Annotated in this window: 15 protein-coding genes and 1 tRNA gene; 11 read left to right on the top strand and 5 right to left on the bottom strand. The window is 51.7% G+C overall.

Annotation, left to right across the window (positions count from 1 at the left end; all coding sequences use genetic code 11):
- Positions 1 to 36: 36 nt before the first annotated feature.
- From EGT74_RS17980 to EGT74_RS17970, 3 genes are all read left to right on the top strand, one after another.
- A complete protein-coding gene (locus EGT74_RS17980) occupies positions 37 to 900 on the top strand; it encodes a hydroxymethylglutaryl-CoA lyase (RefSeq protein ID WP_246008243.1) in 864 nt (287 codons plus the stop codon).
- A gap of 12 nt (positions 901 to 912) precedes the next feature.
- Positions 913 to 1,890, top strand: a complete 978-nt coding sequence (locus tag EGT74_RS17975; protein WP_123847953.1) for a GSCFA domain-containing protein — start codon at positions 913 to 915, stop codon at positions 1,888 to 1,890.
- Between the two features lie 91 nt (positions 1,891 to 1,981).
- Positions 1,982 to 2,326: a DUF1801 domain-containing protein gene (locus EGT74_RS17970; protein ID WP_123847952.1), complete on the top strand. Its 345-nt coding sequence runs from the start codon at positions 1,982 to 1,984 to the stop codon at positions 2,324 to 2,326.
- 54 nt (positions 2,327 to 2,380) lie between these two features.
- Here EGT74_RS17970 and EGT74_RS17965 read toward each other — a convergent pair whose 3' ends face one another.
- Positions 2,381 to 3,886 carry an MFS transporter gene (locus EGT74_RS17965; RefSeq protein WP_123847951.1) on the bottom strand — a complete coding sequence of 502 codons (1,506 nt, stop codon included), beginning with the start codon at positions 3,884 to 3,886 and terminating at the stop codon, positions 2,381 to 2,383.
- Between the two features lie 109 nt (positions 3,887 to 3,995).
- On the opposite strand from EGT74_RS17965, the gene EGT74_RS17960 reads away from it, so the two are divergent.
- Complete coding sequence (locus EGT74_RS17960) at positions 3,996 to 6,221, top strand: patatin-like phospholipase family protein (protein ID WP_123847950.1); 2,226 nt, start codon at positions 3,996 to 3,998, stop codon at positions 6,219 to 6,221.
- On the opposite strand, the gene miaE is transcribed toward EGT74_RS17960, so the two are convergent.
- The gene (gene miaE, locus EGT74_RS17955) at positions 6,218 to 6,817 is read right to left on the bottom strand and encodes a tRNA-(ms[2]io[6]A)-hydroxylase (RefSeq protein ID WP_123847949.1); all 600 of its coding nucleotides are present in this window, start codon (positions 6,815 to 6,817) and stop codon (positions 6,218 to 6,220) included. The two genes, EGT74_RS17960 and miaE, sit on opposite strands and share 4 nt — an antisense overlap.
- Before the next feature lie 40 nt (positions 6,818 to 6,857).
- On the opposite strand from miaE, the gene EGT74_RS17950 reads away from it, so the two are divergent.
- The 4 genes from EGT74_RS17950 to EGT74_RS17935 all read left to right on the top strand — a co-directional run bounded on the left by EGT74_RS17950 (position 6,858) and on the right by EGT74_RS17935 (position 11,100).
- The gene (locus tag EGT74_RS17950; RefSeq protein ID WP_123847948.1) at positions 6,858 to 7,967 is read left to right on the top strand and encodes an aminotransferase class I/II-fold pyridoxal phosphate-dependent enzyme; all 1,110 of its coding nucleotides are present in this window, start codon (positions 6,858 to 6,860) and stop codon (positions 7,965 to 7,967) included.
- Between the two features lie 46 nt (positions 7,968 to 8,013).
- Positions 8,014 to 8,505 (top strand): hypothetical protein, encoded by a 492-nt coding sequence (locus EGT74_RS17945; RefSeq protein WP_123847947.1) that lies wholly within the window; start codon positions 8,014 to 8,016, stop codon positions 8,503 to 8,505.
- 13 nt (positions 8,506 to 8,518) lie between these two features.
- The gene (locus tag EGT74_RS17940; protein ID WP_123847946.1) at positions 8,519 to 10,924 is read left to right on the top strand and encodes a penicillin acylase family protein; all 2,406 of its coding nucleotides are present in this window, start codon (positions 8,519 to 8,521) and stop codon (positions 10,922 to 10,924) included.
- 103 nt (positions 10,925 to 11,027) lie between these two features.
- A tRNA-Lys gene (locus EGT74_RS17935) sits at positions 11,028 to 11,100 on the top strand.
- 220 nt (positions 11,101 to 11,320) lie between these two features.
- Here EGT74_RS17935 and EGT74_RS17930 read toward each other — a convergent pair.
- The gene (locus EGT74_RS17930; protein ID WP_123847945.1) at positions 11,321 to 12,139 is read right to left on the bottom strand and encodes a DUF4249 domain-containing protein; all 819 of its coding nucleotides are present in this window, start codon (positions 12,137 to 12,139) and stop codon (positions 11,321 to 11,323) included.
- A gap of 16 nt (positions 12,140 to 12,155) precedes the next feature.
- Positions 12,156 to 14,528 (bottom strand): TonB-dependent receptor, encoded by a 2,373-nt coding sequence (locus EGT74_RS17925; protein ID WP_123847944.1) that lies wholly within the window; start codon positions 14,526 to 14,528, stop codon positions 12,156 to 12,158.
- A 249-nt stretch (positions 14,529 to 14,777) separates the two neighbouring features.
- On the opposite strand from EGT74_RS17925, the gene EGT74_RS17920 reads away from it, so the two are divergent.
- Genes EGT74_RS17920 through EGT74_RS17910 form a run of 3 tightly spaced genes read left to right on the top strand, consistent with a single transcriptional unit; the run spans position 14,778 to position 16,910 of the window.
- Entirely contained in the window at positions 14,778 to 15,785 is a 1,008-nt protein-coding gene (locus EGT74_RS17920) for a sensor histidine kinase (RefSeq protein ID WP_220392899.1), read from the top strand.
- Entirely contained in the window at positions 15,782 to 16,171 is a 390-nt protein-coding gene (locus EGT74_RS17915) for a response regulator (protein WP_123847943.1), read from the top strand. Before EGT74_RS17920 ends, EGT74_RS17915 begins: the two co-directional genes overlap by 4 nt.
- A 16-nt stretch (positions 16,172 to 16,187) precedes the next feature.
- On the top strand, positions 16,188 to 16,910 hold the full coding sequence (locus EGT74_RS17910; RefSeq protein ID WP_123847942.1) for a LytR/AlgR family response regulator transcription factor: 723 nt from the start codon (positions 16,188 to 16,190) through the stop codon (positions 16,908 to 16,910).
- Between the two features lie 1,017 nt (positions 16,911 to 17,927).
- Here the strand turns inward: EGT74_RS17910 and EGT74_RS17905 are convergent.
- The gene (locus tag EGT74_RS17905) at positions 17,928 to 18,494 is read right to left on the bottom strand and encodes a hypothetical protein (protein WP_123847941.1); all 567 of its coding nucleotides are present in this window, start codon (positions 18,492 to 18,494) and stop codon (positions 17,928 to 17,930) included.
- Positions 18,495 to 18,642 lie beyond the last annotated feature (148 nt).

Genomic DNA, 18,642 nt, shown 5'->3' with positions numbered 1-18,642 from the left:
CGGCGGCGTTCAGCAGCCGTGGTAAAACTGGCACCCATGAAACGGATGAAATTCATAGAATGTCCCCGCGACGCGATGCAGGGCTGGCCGCACCCGATCAGCACCGCCGCCAAAACGGCTTATCTCAATGATCTGATGAAGGTGGGGTTCGATACCCTCGACTTCGGCAGCTTCGTCTCGGCCAAAGCCATCCCGCAGATGGCCGATACACCGGAAGTGTTGCGGGGGCTGGAGCCTAACGGCGCCACCAGACTGCTGGCCATCGTGGCCAACGTGCGCGGGGCGGAGGATGCCGTAGGGTACGAAGCGATCGATTACCTGGGTTTTCCGTTCTCCCTTTCCGAAACGTTCCAGCTGCGCAATACGAATAAAACCATGCAGGAATCGCTGGACCAGGTGCAAACCATCCAGGAGCTGTGCGTGAAGAACAACAAACAGCTGGTGGTGTACCTGTCGATGGGGTTCGGTAACCCGTATGGCGACCCTTACAGTCCGGATGTGGTGCTCGAATGGGCCGCCACCTTCGCCGGTATGGACATCAATATCCTGTCCCTCGCCGATACCGTAGGTGTGGCGCAGCCCGGCATCATCGCCTCGCTGTTCTCCAGACTCATTCCCGCTTACCCGGCGGTGGAGTTCGGGGCGCATTTTCATTCCACGCCGTACGCCTGGGAAGAAAAGATCGCCTCGGCCTACAACAACGGCTGCCGCCGCTTCGACAGCGCGCTCAAGGGCATCGGCGGCTGCCCCATGGCCCAGGATGAGCTGGTAGGCAACATCGCCACCGAAAACATCGCCGCCTGGTGCGCTTCCCTCGACATTCCCATGCCCTTCAGCCTGGAGGCGGTAGGCGAGGCCGCCAAAAAAGCGGAGCAGCTCTTCCGCCACGATTTGATTTGATACTTTTGCAACATGAACTTCAGACTCACTTTCCCGGTGCAACCGCTGGAACCGTCCGTGCAGTACACCGACAAAATATTGCTGGCAGGCTCGTGTTTCGCCGAAGAGATCGGCCAGCGCCTGCAACAGCACAAGTTCAACGTACAGCTCAACCCGAACGGGATTTTATTCAACCCGCTGAGCATCGCGCAAAGCATGCAGGGCTACCTCGACGGGAAGCAATACACGGCGGACGACCTGCTGATGCACGAAGACCTCTGGCACAGCTGGGACCATCATTCCCGCTTCTCCGGTCCCGACCGTGAAACCGTGCTGGCGGACATCAACGCCTCCGCCGCCGCGGCCACAAAACGCCTCAGGGAAGCCGACTGGCTCATCATCACCCTCGGCTCGGCCCATGTGCACATGCTGAAAGAAAACGGCCGCATGGTGGCCAATTGCCACAAGGTGCCCGATGCGGCTTTCTATAAAAAACTGCTCACGGCCGATGAAATCATCGCCGCGCTCGATAATATGATGCACCGTTTGTTTTTCGAAAACCGGAAAGTGAACATCCTGTTCACCGTCAGCCCCGTGCGGTATGTGCGCGACGGCGTGGTGGAAAACAACCTGAGCAAAGCCATCCTGCTGCAGGCCGTGCATCACCTCGTGAATAAATTCAACCGCCTGTTTTATTTTCCCGCCTACGAACTCGTCATGGACGATCTGCGCGATTACCGCTTTTACAAGGAAGACCTCGTGCATCCCAATGACCTGGCCATCCAGTACGTATGGGACCACTTCACCGCCGCCTGCCTGCACCCTGATGCGCAGCAGCTCGAAAAACAGGTGACCGACATCCTGCGTGCGCGGCAGCACCGCCCGTTCAACCCCCAAACCCCGCAGCACCGGCAGTTCCTGGCGGCGTATGCGAAGAAGGTGAAGGCATTGACGGAGGCGCATCCGTACATTGAAATGGACGAGGAGCGGCGGTATTTCGGTGGGGAGTGACAAAGTCGCATTTCACCTGTTCAATGTCGCTATCATACCCGGTGCATCCCGTTCGGGCCCTGTAACTTTGGTGTGTTAAAACACTCATCTCATGAACCAGGAAGTTACAGCGTACATCCAGAAGCTCCCCAAATGGCAGGCGGAAGCAGCAGAAACATTGCGGAAAGCGGTGCATAAAACCATCCCCGGCGTGGAAGAGCGCCTCCAGTACGGCAAACCGCATTACCTGAAGAACGGGCATTATGCGGCGGTGATCGCCGCGGCGAAAGACAAACTGTCTTTTATGATCTTCAATGCCACCGAACTGCCCGAGATTAAAGGGTATTTTAAGTCGATGACCGGGCCGGAGCGGAAAACGGCCACCATCCTAGAAGGACAGAAAGTAGATTACAAACAGCTGGCGGATTTTCTGAAAACGGCCAGCGCGGCATTATAAAAAAAAGGCCGTCTCCCTGCAAGGAGACGGCCTTTTTTATGTTGAACAGGTAGGTCAAACCTCGGATACTTCCGCATACCCGTCTTCCGTTTTCTTTTCTTTGATGAATATCACGCCGATCACCAGGCAGATCAACGCGATGGCCACCGGGTACACCAGCCCCGCGAGGTGGTTGCCCGTCCTTTGCACCATCAGCGTGGCGATGGCCGGCAGCAGGCCGCCGAATACGCCGTTGCCGATGTGGTAGGGCAGGCTCATGGAGGTGTAGCGGATGCGCGTGGGGAACAGTTCTACGAGGAACGCGGCAATGGGCCCGTACACCATCGTTACGAACAGCACCTGTATGAACACGAGCACGATCAGCCAGATGAGGTTGTTGGTGCCCACCGTCACTTCTTTCTTTACTTCCTTTTTATCTTTCGTGATGGTCGTGATCTCGCTTACGACCGTACTGTCTGAATACGTGCGGATCTTGGCCGTTTTTTCGATGGTGCTGCCGTCTTCCTGCGGGATGATGCTGCCTTCCACGCGGTACATGGCGGTCACTTCCTGTTTGGCGGAGAGGTCCACCGTTTTATCCATCGCGTTGTAGATCGGGAAATAAGCCAGTGCGGCGATCAGCATGCCCGCCATCATGATCTTTTTGCGGCCGATCTTGTCTGACAGGTGCCCGAAATAAATAAAGAACGGCGTGCCCACCAGCAGGGCGATGGCGATGATGATGTTGCTCTGCACGAATTCGATGTTCATCGTTTTCTGCAGGAAGGAGAGTGCGTAAAACTGTCCCGTGTACCACACCACGCCCTGGCCCATGGCTGCGCCGAAGAGCGCGAGCAGCACCAGTTTCAGGTTTTCTTTATTGCCGAAGCTCTCTTTGAGCGGGTTTTTGGAAGTTTTGCCCTCCGCTTTCAGCTGCGCGAACAGGGGCGACTCGTGCAGTTTGATGCGGATGTAATAACTCATCAGCACTAAAAACACGCTCAGCCAGAACGGGATACGCCAGCCCCAGTCGTTGAACGATTCCGGGCTCATGCAGATGCGGGTGGCCAGGATCACGCCGAGCGACACGAACAGGCCGAGGGTGGCCGTGGTCTGGATGAAGCTCGTGTAATACCCGCGGCGGTGCGCAGGGGAGTGCTCCGCCACATAGGTGGCCGCGCCGCCGTATTCGCCGCCGAGCGCAAGGCCCTGGGCCAGGCGAAGGATCAGCACGAGGATGGGGGCCAGTATGCCGATGGTTTTATAACTCGGTATCAGGCCGATCGCGAAAGTGGAGCCGCCCATGATGAGCAGGGTGAGCAGGAAGGTGTACTTTCTTCCCACCATATCGCCCAACCGGCCGAACACGATGGCGCCGAACGGGCGCACGATGAAACCTACCGCAAAGGTGGCCAGGGTGGCGATGTATGATAGCGTCGGATTGCTGTCGGGGAAAAACTTTTCAGACAAAATCAGGGAAAGACTGCCGAAAATATAGAAATCATACCATTCTATCAATGTCCCGGCCGATGATGCAAAGATCACCTGCCAGATGTTTTGTTGCTGTTTCGTGGAGCTCATAAAGTCAAAATGAAAAATTGTTATCCCGAAAAGATAGAAAAATTGTTTAATAAAGTATGCATCTGGCAAAATCCTTTATCTTTATTTATATAAGGACAGAAAAGCCGCCATGCGTCGTATTTATCTAATCATTATCCTGATTTTAGCCTGCCATCCCTATGGACTGTACGCCCAGCGCCCGGGAGTAGGCCTCACGCTGAGCGGCGGCGGCGCCAAAGGGCTGGCCCATATCGGCATCCTCCAGGCCATCGACAGCGCGGGATTAAAGATCGATTATGTGACCGGCACCAGCATGGGCAGCATCGTGGGAGGCCTCTACGCCATCGGCTACTCCGGCGACTCCATCGAGTATATGGCCCGGAAGCTCGACTGGAACGCCCTCTTCTCCAACCAGCCCAACCTCACCGATATCAGCTATGAAGAACGCGCGGAATACAACCGTTACATGGTGGAAGTGCCGTTTGAATACGGCAAGCCCAAACTGACCTCCGGCGTGATTTCCGGGGAACAGCTGTGGCTCGAGCTGGCGTCGATGTGCTGGCCCGTGCGCGACGTGAAAGATTTTTCGAAATTCAGCATTCCCTTTAAATGCATCGCCACCGATGTGGCCACGGGGGAAATCGTGACGCTCGAGAAAGGGGAGATCGTTTCGTGTATGCGCGCCAGTATGGCCATTCCTTCCGTTTTCACCACCGTGAAGATCGACGGCCGCAAGCTGGTCGACGGCGGGGTGGTGCGCAACTTCCCGTCCATCACCGCCAAGGAAATGGGTGCAGACATCGTCATCGGTTCCAGCGTAAGCGGTGGCCTGGCCAAGGCCGACGAGCTGGTTACCCCCATCGATATTCTTTACCAGCTCGGTTTTTATAAAGACGCGGAAGATTTCAGGAAAGCCCGCAAGGTGACGGATATCTACATCGAACATGATCTGAAAGGTTACGGCGCCGCCAGTTTCGGCAGCGTGGATTCCATCATCGAACTGGGCAAACGGAAAGGGCGGGAGCTGTACCCCGTGTTCAAACACCTCGCCGATTCGCTGAACGCCCTGTATCCTGCGGCGCCGCCGGTTAAAAACCGCGTGCCCGTTGTACCGGATGTCGAGATCAGCGACATTCTTATCAAGGGCCTTGTGCATTCAGACGAGAAGTTTTTCCGCGGCAGGCTCAACCTCAAGCCCGGCGGCTGTTATACGCCGCAGAAGATCAGGGAGGCCGTGGTGAACGTGTACGGCACGCGTTTCTACAAACAGATCACCTACCACATGAACCCGCTCGGCTACGGCAAAAGCCAGCTGGAACTGGACGTGGAAGAAAACCCGCTCACCTACGTGAAGGTGGCGCTGAATTACAACAGCTTCACCAATGTGAGCGCCATCCTGAACGTGACGCAGCGCAACTTCGTTGTACCCAACTCGCGCGCCTACGTGACCGTGGCCATCAGCGAAAACCCCCGCCTGCGCGCGGAGTTCTTCAAATACCTGGGCCGCAAGCGGAATGTGGGTTTCGGGCTGGGCGCCTATTACGAGAACAACCCGCTCAACTATTACGACAACTTCAAAAAAATACAGGAATACCGCAACAAATACGCGGCCGTGGACATTCACATGCAGTACATGCTCAACCGCGTGATGGCGGTGGGGGTGGGGAGCCGCTGGGAGTACATCCGCCTGAAACCCAAACTCAGCCCGTATATCGAGGTAGACGGCAACACCCGGCAGCTGAATACTTTCTTCTATTACGGCCTCAGCACCATCAACCGGAAGCAGTATCCCACGCGCGGGGCGCAAATCCAGTTCGAAGTGGGCCGGGTGCACAGCCAGAACCCCTCTTTCGTGATGCGCAGTACTACCGGCGGGGAGCTGAACCTCGACAGCCTGGGATTCCGCTTTAACAACTACCAGCGCGGCCTGCTGAAAATGAACTACTATTTTCCGCTGGGGCGCAAGTCCGCCTTCAACTGGAACATCTATGCCGGGATGACGCTCAACTACAACCAGGAGCTGGTGAACGACTTTTTCATCGGCGGCATCACCGATTTCAGCCGTAACCAGATACCGTTCGTGGGGCTTTACGAGGGCGAGATGAACACCTCCAGGGTAGCCGCCACGCAGATCGCGTTCCAGTATGAAGCGTTCAAAAATGTATTTGTGATCCCCCGCGCATCCGCCGCATACCTCGATACCAAACGGCTGGCCCCCACCAGTTTCGACTATCTCACCGGGTACGGCATTACGCTCGGCTACAGCAGCCGTTTAGGTCCTTTGGAGGGCACGCTGATGTATTGCGACCAGGCCAAATACCTGAAAGCTTACGTGAACCTCGGGTTCCACTTCTAGTGCATGCGGTCGCCGCGCACGGTGAGGTGCTGGATGATCTCCGCTTCGTGGGCCAGCCATTGCTGCCAGCGGGTCTTTACTTTTTCTTCGGGGATGTATTCGTTGGCCAGGTCGATGAACAGGCGGTAGTGGCCCGCTTCGGATACCATAAATTTATAATAGAACTGCTGGAGATATTTGTCTTGCAGGCCTTCGCTCAACAGCCGGAAGCGCTCGCAGCTGCGCGCTTCGATGAGGGCGAAGATCAGCAGGCGGTCGAGCAGCACATCCTGCGGGGAGCCGCCTTTTTGCTGGAAGAGCATGAGCGCGTTCACATATTCGTCTTTCCGCTGTTTGCCCAGGGTGTAGCCCCGTTTTTTCATTTCCGCCAGCACCTGCCGGAAATGGCCCCATTCTTCCGTCACGATCGGCGCCAGTTCTTCCACGAGCTTTTCTTTATCCGGGTACCGCTGGATCAGCGAGATGCAGGAAGTAGCCGCTTTCTGTTCGCAAAAAGCGTGGTCGGTCAGCACTTCTTCCAGCGAAATCGCCGCCAGGTTCACCCAGCGCGGGTCTGTGGGTAACTTCAGGCCGAGTATTGAAACTTTACTGCTCATACGGTGTTGATATTGGAGCACAAAGTTATAGATTTGGACCATGCAAAATGAGGGATTTCTCGAAGATGCGCTGCGGCAGCGGCGGCAGCAGCATGCTTTCCGGCAGCTGCGGGTGCAGGGGCAACTGGTGGATTTCTGCTCCAACGATTACCTGGGCCTGGCCCGCAGCGAGCGGGTGCAGGAAGAGGCCCATACCATCGCCAAACAGCTGCACCAGGTGCACGGCAGCGGCGGGTCGCGACTGCTGGCCGGCAACTACGAGCTGGTAGAGGAAGCCGAAAAAGTGCTCGCCGCTTTCCACGACGCTCCTGCCGGGCTCATCTACAATTCCGGCTACGATGCTAATCTGGGCCTGTTTTCGTGCGTACCGCAGAAGGGCGACACCATCGTGTACGACCAGCTGATACACGCCTCCATCCGCGACGGCATCCGCCTCAGCGCCGCCACGGCCTATTCTTTCCTGCATAATAACCTCGCCGATCTGCAGAAAAAACTCGACAATGCCGCCGGCCGCATTTTTGTGGCCGTGGAGTCGGTCTATTCGATGGACGGCGACCTGGCGCCCCTCACGGAGATCGCCGCGCTCTGCGAGAAGTCCGGCGCACTGCTGATCGTGGACGAAGCCCATGCCACCGGCGTGATCGGCGGCAAGGGTGAGGGTCTCGTACAGGCGTTGCAGTTAGCCGGCAGCTGTTTCGCCCGGGTGCATACCTTCGGCAAGGCCGTTGGCTGCCATGGCGCCGTGGTGCTGGGCTCGGCCGTGCTGCGCGACTACCTTATCAACTATTCCCGGTCGTTCATTTATACCACCGCGCTGCCGCCCCAGGCTGTAGCCGTTATCCTGGCCGCGTACGGTATTTTCCCGGACATGCAGGCCGAACGGCGGCACCTGCAGCAGCTGATACAGCAATTCAGGGCCGGGGTGCCGGAAGACCGGCGGCTCGACAGCGAGACCCCCATCCAGGTGGTCATGGCGCCCGGTAACGAGGCCGCCCGAGGGTTGGCACAGCGATTGCAACTAGAAGGGTTAGACGTACGGGCCATTTTGCACCCGACGGTGCCCCGGGGAGGGGAACGGCTGCGGGTGGTGCTGCACAGTTTTAACACTGAACAGGAAGTGGCAAAATTGATCCGGATTATTTTTCCGTAAAAGGTGTATATTAACAATGATTTCTTCACCCTTCTAAAACTGTTTTATGGACATTCATCCTGTTTGGAAAAAAGTGTTGGAAGAGCTTGATATCTGTAACTGGTATAAAACGCTGCTCGCGGAATACCAGGGAACGCCGGCCTTTGCAGATCACAGTATTACGGAAGCGCAGGAGATGATCAAGGAATTCGGCTACGATAAAACCGTGTACGACGCCAAAACGGCCGTGTACACCGTGGAACTGGTAGACGAAGTGCGCACCGTAAAGGGCCTGGGTTCGGGTATCACGATTTCCCTGAAGGACGGTTTTGTGGATGTGGCGATGGTGTTCGACCTCGACCACGACGTGAAGGAGGGCGGCAAACTGAACAAGTTGTGCGAAGTCCTCGGCCAGCCGCCTGTACCTGAGAAACCATCTTTTACCAATTACAAGGAGCTGTACGCGCTCCTCAAGAAAATCTTTACCAAGTACGACGAAATCAGCAACAAGGTAATAGACCTGTACCTGGAAGAGCCAGCCTCGCTGTCACGCCTGTAACTAATTTCCACATATGCGATTGATTCCCCTCATTGTAACGATTGCGCTCGTTTGGGCGCTCAATCACAAATGGGGCAGCCTGCCGGCGTTCGGCATGCTCCTGAGCCCCCAGCACGGTTTCTGGCAGCATGCGGAGTCGCTCGCCATTACGCCGGAAGAAGAACTGCTCGTGCCCGGCCTGCAGGGCGAGGCCCAGGTATGGTTCGACGAGCGCATGGTGGCCCACGTATTCGCCGCGCAGGAGCGCGACGCCTACTTTATACAGGGGTACCTGCACGCCAAAAACCGCCTCTGGCAGATGGAACTGCAAACCTACGCCGCCGGCGGGCGGCTGTGCGAGATACTCGGGGCCAACCTGCTGCAGTACGACCGCCGCAAGCGCCGCGAAGGCATGGTGTTCGCCGCCGAACGGGCCGTCGCCGCCATCGAGGCCGATCCCGTGTCGAAAATGCAGAGCGATGCCTACACCGCCGGCGTGAACGCGTACATCCAGACCCTGCGCCCCCGCAATTACCCGCTGGAATATAAACTGCTGGGTTATTCGCCCGAGCCCTGGACGAACCTGAAAACCGCCCTGCTCATCAAATACATGAGCTACGACCTGGCGTCCACCACCGACGACCTGGAATACACCAACGCCCGGCAGCTGTACGGCAAGGAAGATTTCGACCTTATGTACCCGGATTTCCCGGCACAGCAGGCGCCCATCATTCCCGCCGGCACCGCGTTCCCCGCCGCCACGAAACACGCCGTTCCGCCCGCAGACAGCCTGCTGGGGGAATTCTACAAACTGCAATCCCCCGTGAGCGACCGCGACAAAGGCAGCAACAACTGGGTGGTGGCCGGCAGCAAAACCCGCTCCGGCGCGCCGATTTTGTGTAACGACCCGCACCTGGAGCTCGGCCTGCCCTCGCTCTTTTACGAGATGCAGATCAAAACGCCGGAGATGAACGTGTACGGCGTATCGCTGCCCGGCGCGCCCGGCATCATCATCGGTTTTAACGATCACATCGGCTGGGGGCTGACCAACGGGTATATGGACGTGCTCGACTTTTACCGCATGCAGTTCCGCAACGGCAAAAAAGAATACCTCTTCAACGGCGAATACCGCCCCGCGCAACTGCGGCTGGAAGAGATCAAGATCCGCGGCGACAAACCTTTCATCGACACCGTGGCCTACACCGAATGGGGCCCCGTGATGTACGATAATACATTCCCCGACCTCCGCTCGCGCGAACGTTTCCTCGCCATGCGGTGGACGGCCCACGACCCCTCGAACGAACTGCTGGCCATTTACCGCCTCAATCACGCACGCAATTACGACGGGTATAAAAGCGCGATGGCGCTGTGGAACTGTCCCGCCCAGAACTTTGTATACGCCGGCAAAGATTCCGGCGACATCGCCATCTGGCACAACGGCCGCCATCCCCTCCGCTGGAAAGACCAGGGGAAATTCGTGATGCCCGGCTCCGACAGTACGTATGCGTGGCAGGGTTTCATACCCCAGGCCGAAAACCCGCACAGCTACAACCCGCCCGAAGGTTTCGTGAGCTCCGCCAACCAGGCCGCCACCGACAGTACGTACCCCTATCATATGTTCGGCTACTACGACCTGTTCCGCGGCATGCGCATAAAAGAGCAATTAAGCGGGATGCAGGGCATTACGCCGGAAGATATGATGCGGCTGCAGAAAGACAATAAAAACCGCCTGGCGGAGGCCGCATTGCCTTTTTTGGGCGAGTTCGTGAATGCGTCGAGCCTGACCGCCGCACAGCGGGCTTACTGGAAAACGATGTTCGCCTGGGACGCCGTGAGTGCGCCCGACAGCAAAGGCGCCACGCTGTTCCTGCTATGGTGGAGCGCGCTGGAGCAGGAAATCTGGAACGACGACCTCGTCCGCGACAGCATCGCCCTGCGTTTCCCCGACGAAAAAACGACGCTCTTCTGGCTCATGCGCGATACGGCGATGCATTTCGTGGACAATATCAGAACACCGCAACACGAAACTTTATCGGATGCCGTGGTGACCGCGTTCCAACGCGCGGCGGATTCCGCGGCCGTGCTCGATGCCGCCGGCAAACTCACGCTGGGGAAATTCCGGGGCACGGATATCCGGCACCTCTCGCGCAGCCTGCCCGCATTGAGCAGGATGGGCCTGAATACCGGCGGCGGCAAACACATCGTGAATGCGACGAAGAAAACCACCGGTCCCTCGTGGCGGATGATCGTGGAATTGGGGAAAGAAACGAAGGCGTGGGGGATTTATCCCGGCGGACAAAGCGGCAACCCTGGCAGCCGGTTTTATGATAATATGGTGGACGATTGGGTAGACGGAAAATATTATTCACTGCGTTTATATGATGATAAACAAACATCATCAGGCATCGTGAAGAAAATTTTTTTTAAGCCTGGAACGTAGGGTGGGAGAGGGTTTTATTGATCGCTTCAATTTTCTTTGTTGAAATATTTGGCAAAAATAATTTAATACATATCTTTGCAATCCCAAACGAAAACGGGTGATTGATTCCGTAGCTCAGTTGGTAGAGCAATACACTTTTAATGTATGGGCCCTGGGTTCGAGTCCCAGCGGGATCACTGGAAATTTGCAAGACCTGCGCATAGCGCGGGTCTTGTTTTTTTAGTCAAGTGAGCGATCACGTTCCTTTTACGCCGGAAGCATAACAGCTCCGTTGAATAATGGCGCTAACTTCCTGATTGCTTCCGGAGTGTTCCCATTTGTTCTAAAAATCAGGTTGTTCCTATTCCGATACTGTTTAATTGAGGGGCTAAATACATGCGCTAACTGTGAATCCCATTACCGGATCGTATAATCCTTTACGTCCACTTCCGATAATCTGAAATATCCATAAGCGAAGTTTGCGGAATGGGTTTGATTGGTGATATTTCCTCTCACCGAACCTGGTGTGGTTTGAAACGGGCCGGCACCGGCTCCGGATGCGGTTAATAATTTTCGGAAATAATTATAGTATCTCTTTGAAATTCCATACAGCCTGATGTTTATCCTGTCTCCGGTTTTCAGCTTTTCGTCAGAAAAATATTCCTGCATGAGTTTGCCCTGGCTGTTCGCGTCATCCTGGGCTTTATAGTCCGGAAACGTTGATGCCGGAGATAGAATACGGTGCAGATAGTGATTTTCTTCATTGCCATTATCCTGGTAGCTGTATGCGATTTCCATTTCATCCCCTCCGAATCCTCCGTTATTGTTCTGTACAATACTATCTTCAATATCCGGCACACCTATGCAGGTTTCGGTGGCGGTATAAACCTCCCCGTTTAAAACTACTTTTAATGTATAAGTTTCCCCGATGACCGGATGGAAACCGGAGCATATATATTCGCCCGTACCGGGACTTTCTGTAAAACTGAAAACAGTATTTTCGGAATTTGTTATAACGATGTCCGCTCCTGAAACGGTAGGGAATGTCTTGCTGTAATATCCTGTTGTGGTGGAGAGTTTGACTTTCTGTTCATTGCCTGTCGTACCCTTTACCCAATCAATCGATGCGTCAATGACCAGTTTCGGTTCTGCTGTTTCCAGATCCACTTCCACTACTTTTGTGCACGACAGAAGAAAGCAGGATGCAGCAAACAGGTATTCAAGTCTATTTCTCATTTTTACATTATTATAATTAAAATTTGAAATTGTAAGTCACACCGGGAATGATACCGAAAATCGATACTTTCTTTGCTTCGCTCAACCCTGTTTCCCTGTTTTGCTCGAACATCATGGATGCGGCGTTACTTCTATTGTAAACATTGTAAATGCTGAACACCCATTCACCTTTCCACTTTTTTTTGCTGTCGGGTTTGGGTATGTAGGTGGCCGATACATCCAGGTGATGATAGGCCGGAAGCGAATTGATGTTTCGCTCTCCGTAATTCGCAATCGTAATCCCCTGGTACTGATACTTGCCGATGGGATAAGTTGCCGCCTTTCCTGTTTGGTAGGTGAAAATGCCGCCAAAACTCCATTTTTTTGTCAGTTGATACGCGGCTGTAAGTGAAAGGTTATGCGTTTTATCGTAATTGGCGCGATACCATTCGCCGTTGTTAATGCCCGGTTCTTCCGCGGTTCTTCCCGGTGTGCGCTGCTCTGCTTTGGAAAGTGTGTAAGAAAGCCAGCCTGTCAGTTTTCCGGTATTTTTCTTCAGCATCACCTCCAGTCCGTAAGCCCTTGCTTCCCCGTTGAGCAATACCTGTTCTATGGCCTTGTGGGCAATCAATTCGGCGCCGTCAATGTAATCTGCCTTGTTTTTAATTTTCTTGTAAAAAGCCTCTGTTTCCAAAGAGTATTTTCCATTGCGGAAATTTCTGAAATAGCCCAATGCGACCTGGTCAAGAATTTCGGGTTTCAAATATTGGTCGCTCGGCGCCCAGATATCGAGCGGGGAGACGGAAGCCGTGTTGGAGATTAAATGGATATACTGACTCATCCGGTTATAACTCGCCTTGATGGATTGGTCGTCATTAATGGCGTAAGAAACTGCCAGGCGAGGTTCCAGATTTCCAAAATCAATGATCTTTTCGTTTTTTTTGTAATGAGTGATGCTGGCAGGCGTTCCTTCCTCGTAAATTTGTAACTCCGGGTTAAAAGATACCGCCTGATTTTTGGCATAATTGTTTACATTTTGCGCGCCCAACCGTTGGAAATGGCTATATCGCAGTCCATAATTCAATGATAGTTTATCCGTGAGTTTTTGCTCGGCGCTGATATACAATGCATTTTCCCAGGCATATTTTTTTTCAATCTGGCTGGCATTGACAGGCGATGTGGCATCCATAGGTTTTATGGTGCCGGGGTTGAACTGGTAATAGATGGAATTGACGCCATAATTCAAAACCAGCTTGTCGGACAGGTGGTGGTTGAAATTGTACTTCAGATTATAATTGCGGATGTCCGATTCCCAATCAAGGCCAGCAAATTTTATCTTCAGGCCATAATCGTACTTGCTGTAAATGACCGATGCATTGGAAAAGAATTTATCGGAAAAGATATGATTCCAGCGAAGATTAAAGAATGAGTTGCTATAATTGTTTTTGAAAAAATTACTGAAATCCATTTTATCCATACCGAAATATCCTGAAAGGAAAAGCCTGTTGTTGTTATTGATTTTATAATTCAGTTTGGCATTCAGATCATAAAAGGAAACGGCGTTGGCGTTGTCTGCCAATTTCATGAACAAATGAGCATAAGAAGCGCGGCCGGCAACCACGAATGAACTTTTATCTTTTACGATAGGGCCTTCTGCCAATAGTCTGCTCGAAACCGCCCCAATTCCACCCGTTATGTGGTATTCTTTGTTGTTCCCTTCTTTTTGATAAATATCCAGAACAGATGAAGTGCGCCCACCGAAATTAGCGGGTATGCCACCTTTGTATAATTTCAGATCTTTAATCACGTCCGCATTAAAAACGGAGAAAAAGCCGAACAGGTGTGACGTATTGTAAACAACGGCTTCATCCAGCAATATCAGATTGCCGTCGACCGAACCTCCTCTGACGTTAAAACCGGTTGATCCTTCCTGTGCATTGGAAACGCCCGGAAGTTGCAGGATAGCTTTCAGAATGTCTACCTCGCCCATAACGGCCGGCATCTTTTTGATGGTGGCGATGGAGAGTTTGTTCACACTCATTTCCGGTTTCTGGATGTTGCTGGCTGAATTATTATATTTGATCACTACCTCGTCTAACGTTTTACTTTTTTCAAGCATCGAAAAATCTTTCCTGGTGTTTTCCGTCAGAGAGATATGTTCCCTGATATTGTCGAATCCTATACAGCTGATGACGATGGTATAGTCTCCTTTGGGCAGGGTGATGGAATAAAAACCATACGCATTGGTAATTGTTGAAACTTTTGCTTCCGGGATGAAAATGCTTGCGCCGTTTATTGTTTCGGTACTTGTTTTTATGGTGATTGTTCCACTTAAGGTGACTTTCTGCTGTGAATAGGCCCCGAAGGAAATGGTTATAAACAGCAGTGTATGAATGATCCTGTATCTCATCTTTTGAAAAATCGGGTGAATAATTTCAATTTGGATACAAATCTATTCCTTTGGATAAACGCCTTTTTTTTATTATACCAAACGCGGTATCTTTTATAGCAAAGTGCGCCGGGGCGCTACAAAATATATTGCCTGTTTGATGCGTTTTTACAATGCTTCGTGCTTTTGTATAAAAAGCACGCACTTTCGTATAAAAAGCAGTGCAGACCATCGCTTTAAATGTTAAGTTTGTTCTACACAATTTTATAAATGAATGATTTTACCCATCAACAGGCTATTAGCGAAAACGCGCTTTTTCGTTTCCTGATTTCACCTGACCGCAGGATACTCCGGCATCTGCTGCTCATTTTTTTCATAGGCGCCGTGCTGTACAACAGTGCTTCCGTAATTGATCACCCGGTAGCAGTATTTTTGTATTTTCTTATATTGTTCTATTTGAATATGTACGTGCTGGTGCCAAGGTTTTTGTTCAGGAACAAGAACCTTGAATACTGCCTGTCTGTGGCCGGTATCCTTGTTGTAGTAGCTATTTGTGGTTGGTTTGTCAATCCTTTTAACAAAGAAAACGGGCTGAATATCCCGCTTTTTTCCTTCCTGACCCTGGTGCTGGTAGCGGCTTCATCGTCGATAAAACTGTTTCAGAAGGGAATGATGGATAGGCAATTGATCTATGAGCTGAAACAGTCGAAAGCTTATGCGGAATTGGAACAATTGAAAAACCAGATCAACCCGCATTTTTTGTTTAATATGCTGAACAATGCCAATGTTCTAACGAAGAAAGACCCCGGGAAAGCCTCGCAGGTTTTAATGAAGCTGAGCGATTTACTTCGCTACCAGCTCTATGACAGCGCAAGAGATAAGGTGTTGTTGACTTCGGACATTCATTTCCTGGAAGATTTTTTGAACCTGGAAAAAGTAAGGCGGGATAGTTTTGATTTCCTGGTTTCAAAAGAGGGAGATTTGAGCGGCGTACAGATTCCTCCTTTGCTGTTCATTCCGTTTGTGGAAAATGCCGTGAAGCACAATAATGATGCAACAAACTCGTCTTATGTAAACCTGTATTTCGATGTCAGAAACGGTGAACTTTTTTTTAAATGCATCAACTCCAAACCGATGCTTAAAGCCGTTAACAATACAGGCGGATTGGGGCTGACAAATGTCAAACGAAGGCTGGAACTTTTGTTCCCGGCAACACATGTTCTACATATCGAAGACGACCCGGAAAGGTATTGTGTGACCTTAACCATACAGCTGTGACCTGCATTGTGATAAATGGAGAACCGGCAGCGGGAAACGTCATCAGCATGTTAATCGGCCAAACGGACGGCCTGACATTGGTGGCGTCGTTTGACAATACAGGGGAGGCTTCCGTATTTATGTCCAAAAACACGGTGGATTTGGTGTTCTTCGATATTCAGGCGGATGAAACAAAGGGTTACAGGTTTATCAAGGCCATCCCATCCGGAACATTCGTTATTTTTATTTCCGGATTTTCTTCAACTGCCATCAGCACACATCAACCTGTTGCTGCTATTGGTTCAATATCAGTTCGGTTTCAAAAGGGAGTTGATATGGCAAGAACTTATTCCCGCGTTGTAAAGATGGGAAGTGCAAATATGGCAGACGATTATTTCATCATATAGTAAAGCGTATGGAATTATGAACTGTATTATTATAGACGATGAACCATTGGCAAGAGAAGCCATAGAGATGTTGATCAATCAAACAGATAATTTGGATTTAACCGGCTCGTTCAACAGTCCCGAAACGGCGGCAAAATTTATAGCAAGCAATACGGTGGAATTAATCTTTCTTGACATACAAATGCCGGGAATTAACGGAATTGATTTTGCCCGAACCATTCCGAAAGAGACATTTGTGATTTTTACAACCGCCTATGCTGAATTTGCAACCGACAGCTATGAAGTAGATGCGATCGACTACCTGATAAAACCCGTAAAGCTGGAGCGTTTTCAAAAGGCGGTTGAAAAAGCCCACACTTACGCCAAGTTATTCAAGGCGGATTACGCCAATAACAATATCGAGCAGGTAGCGGACGATTTTTTCTTTGTGAAGGCAGACCGGAGAATTTTTAAAGTCTATTTCAATAACCTGCTTTTTATCCAGGGTTTAAAGGATTATGTCGTGATGCACAGCGAAAATCAGAAGGTGATTACGGCGATGAATATCAAAACTATTTACGAGCAATTGCCAAAAGATATGTTTGTGAGAGTGAGCAAGTCCTATGTGATCAATGTCAAGCATATCGATTCTGTGGATAATAACACGGTGTACATGGGTACGAACGAGATCCCGATCGGTAGTATTTATAGAGATTTCTTTTTTTCAGAATTCGTGACAAAAAGGATGATGAACAGGTAATTACCGCCGCAGCGCCATTTGAGTTACCGGCGGCCGTGGAGCCGGAACGATGGCAAGGGGAGATGTACGCGGTTGCCGGGGAAGTGATCCCTTGCCCCGAAGCTCCCCATGTACAGCCCCCGCCCGGAAATCTCCCGATAGAACTGAGAATCTTCCATCCGTCAAATTCGATACCGTCCCCAAATTTCCCTAAAACGCAAAAACACGGAAAACACGCACTCCCATGCTACCATCCCTTAAGTATCCCCTAAGTATCCCCTAAGTATCCCTTAAGTAACATGGGAGTAGACCCCTGGCAGACCCGGTCAGACATGGCTGCGGCCTCCTCCCGGTAATGGCAATCCTCATTTGCCGTTTCCTTGTCCATGCCGGTGAAGTAACGGCACTCCCGCAGCGATACAAACGCATTTGAGTGGTTTGCCGGGTTCCCCTCCGGCGGCGTACGGGGCCTTTTTTGCCCGGCTACCGGGTGTGTGGGGCAGTTGTTTGCCGGATTCGCTACGCGGTCATATAGGGGCTTGAAAAGCGCTGTTTGGCGCCGTGGAGGCGCGCGGTGGCGCCATTACTGCCGGTTTGTGAATGTTGAGCATCCATTTTTCCGCGGTGGCTTTCCTGTTCCCGATCGGCAAACCGTTGCGCTGATTCCGGCCATTGGGCTGGCAGCGATGGAAAAAAGCGACGCGTGATCGTCCGCAAAGCACATTTTCACGAAAAAAAGTGTCCGTTTTGTCCATGCCGGAGGGTATCTCCGGTATCATTTTATGCTCCTGGTGCGTAGGGAGTGCGCCATGTTTTAAGCTCGAATTGTTTAAATGTTTGTATTCAGGTCGCATTTTTGCGACCGTAGCGGTCTCCTTTCTGCGACTGCCCGGTCTCTTTTTTGATACCGGGAATGGCTGCCTGCATGCGGGACCTAATTATCGCGGGGGAAAAATCACGGCAGGAACACAGGTAAACAGGTCCGCAGATTTGCGAACCTGTTCGTTTTGAGACCGTGGTTTTTTGCGAGCCAAAATGTTATTTTTTCGGCGACGGCATTTTTGGGGGCTGCAGCTCGTATTGGTACATCAGGTTGATTTTCCCATCTTTATCAAATCGCCATAGTTCGTGCAGCTCTTTGGCTGTCTTTTTTCCCTTGGCGTCCGTTGAAATCTCCCGCGTCCATATCAGCACCCAATCTTCCTTTTTATCCTTGCTCCGGAGCGGTACCCAGGCATGAACGGAATCAACGACGGTGCCCATTTGTCCCCTGATCTTGTTGGCAGTAGCAAAAAGGCTGTCCCTGCTGCCGGCGAACATGGTGCCGTCGGAAAAATACATCGTGTCAGTTTCTGCGAAAGAGCTCTTTGAATTGTCGAGCGTGTTGTTGTCCCAGTTTTGGTACAAATTGAGAATTGTTTGTGCATTTTTAGTGTCACCGATTTCAAAATCAGCAGAATAATCCGGCGTGAAAGGATATGTCATGCTTTCCTGTTTTGCCTGACCGGGGTCGGGAGCCTTTTCCGCTTCTGTTTTGGATTTGTCGGTGCGGGGATTGCAGGATGCCAAAAATGCGATCGCTGCGAAAAGATAAATCTTTCTCATAAAAATTGTTTCTAATTTTTGAATAATAGATAGGGTAATGAGAAAGGAGACGATGGGAAAGGCTTAGGGGATACGTATTCAATACCTTACCTAAGGTAAGGATTTTTCAGATCAGGGCAAAAAGATAGATGAGATTCAAAAAATGGGG

The organism is Chitinophaga lutea (assembly GCF_003813775.1).
Lineage (GTDB): Bacteria > Bacteroidota > Bacteroidia > Chitinophagales > Chitinophagaceae > Chitinophaga > Chitinophaga lutea.
The sequence above is the reverse complement of the archived record's forward strand: the minus strand, read 5'-3'. Positions and strand labels throughout refer to the sequence as shown.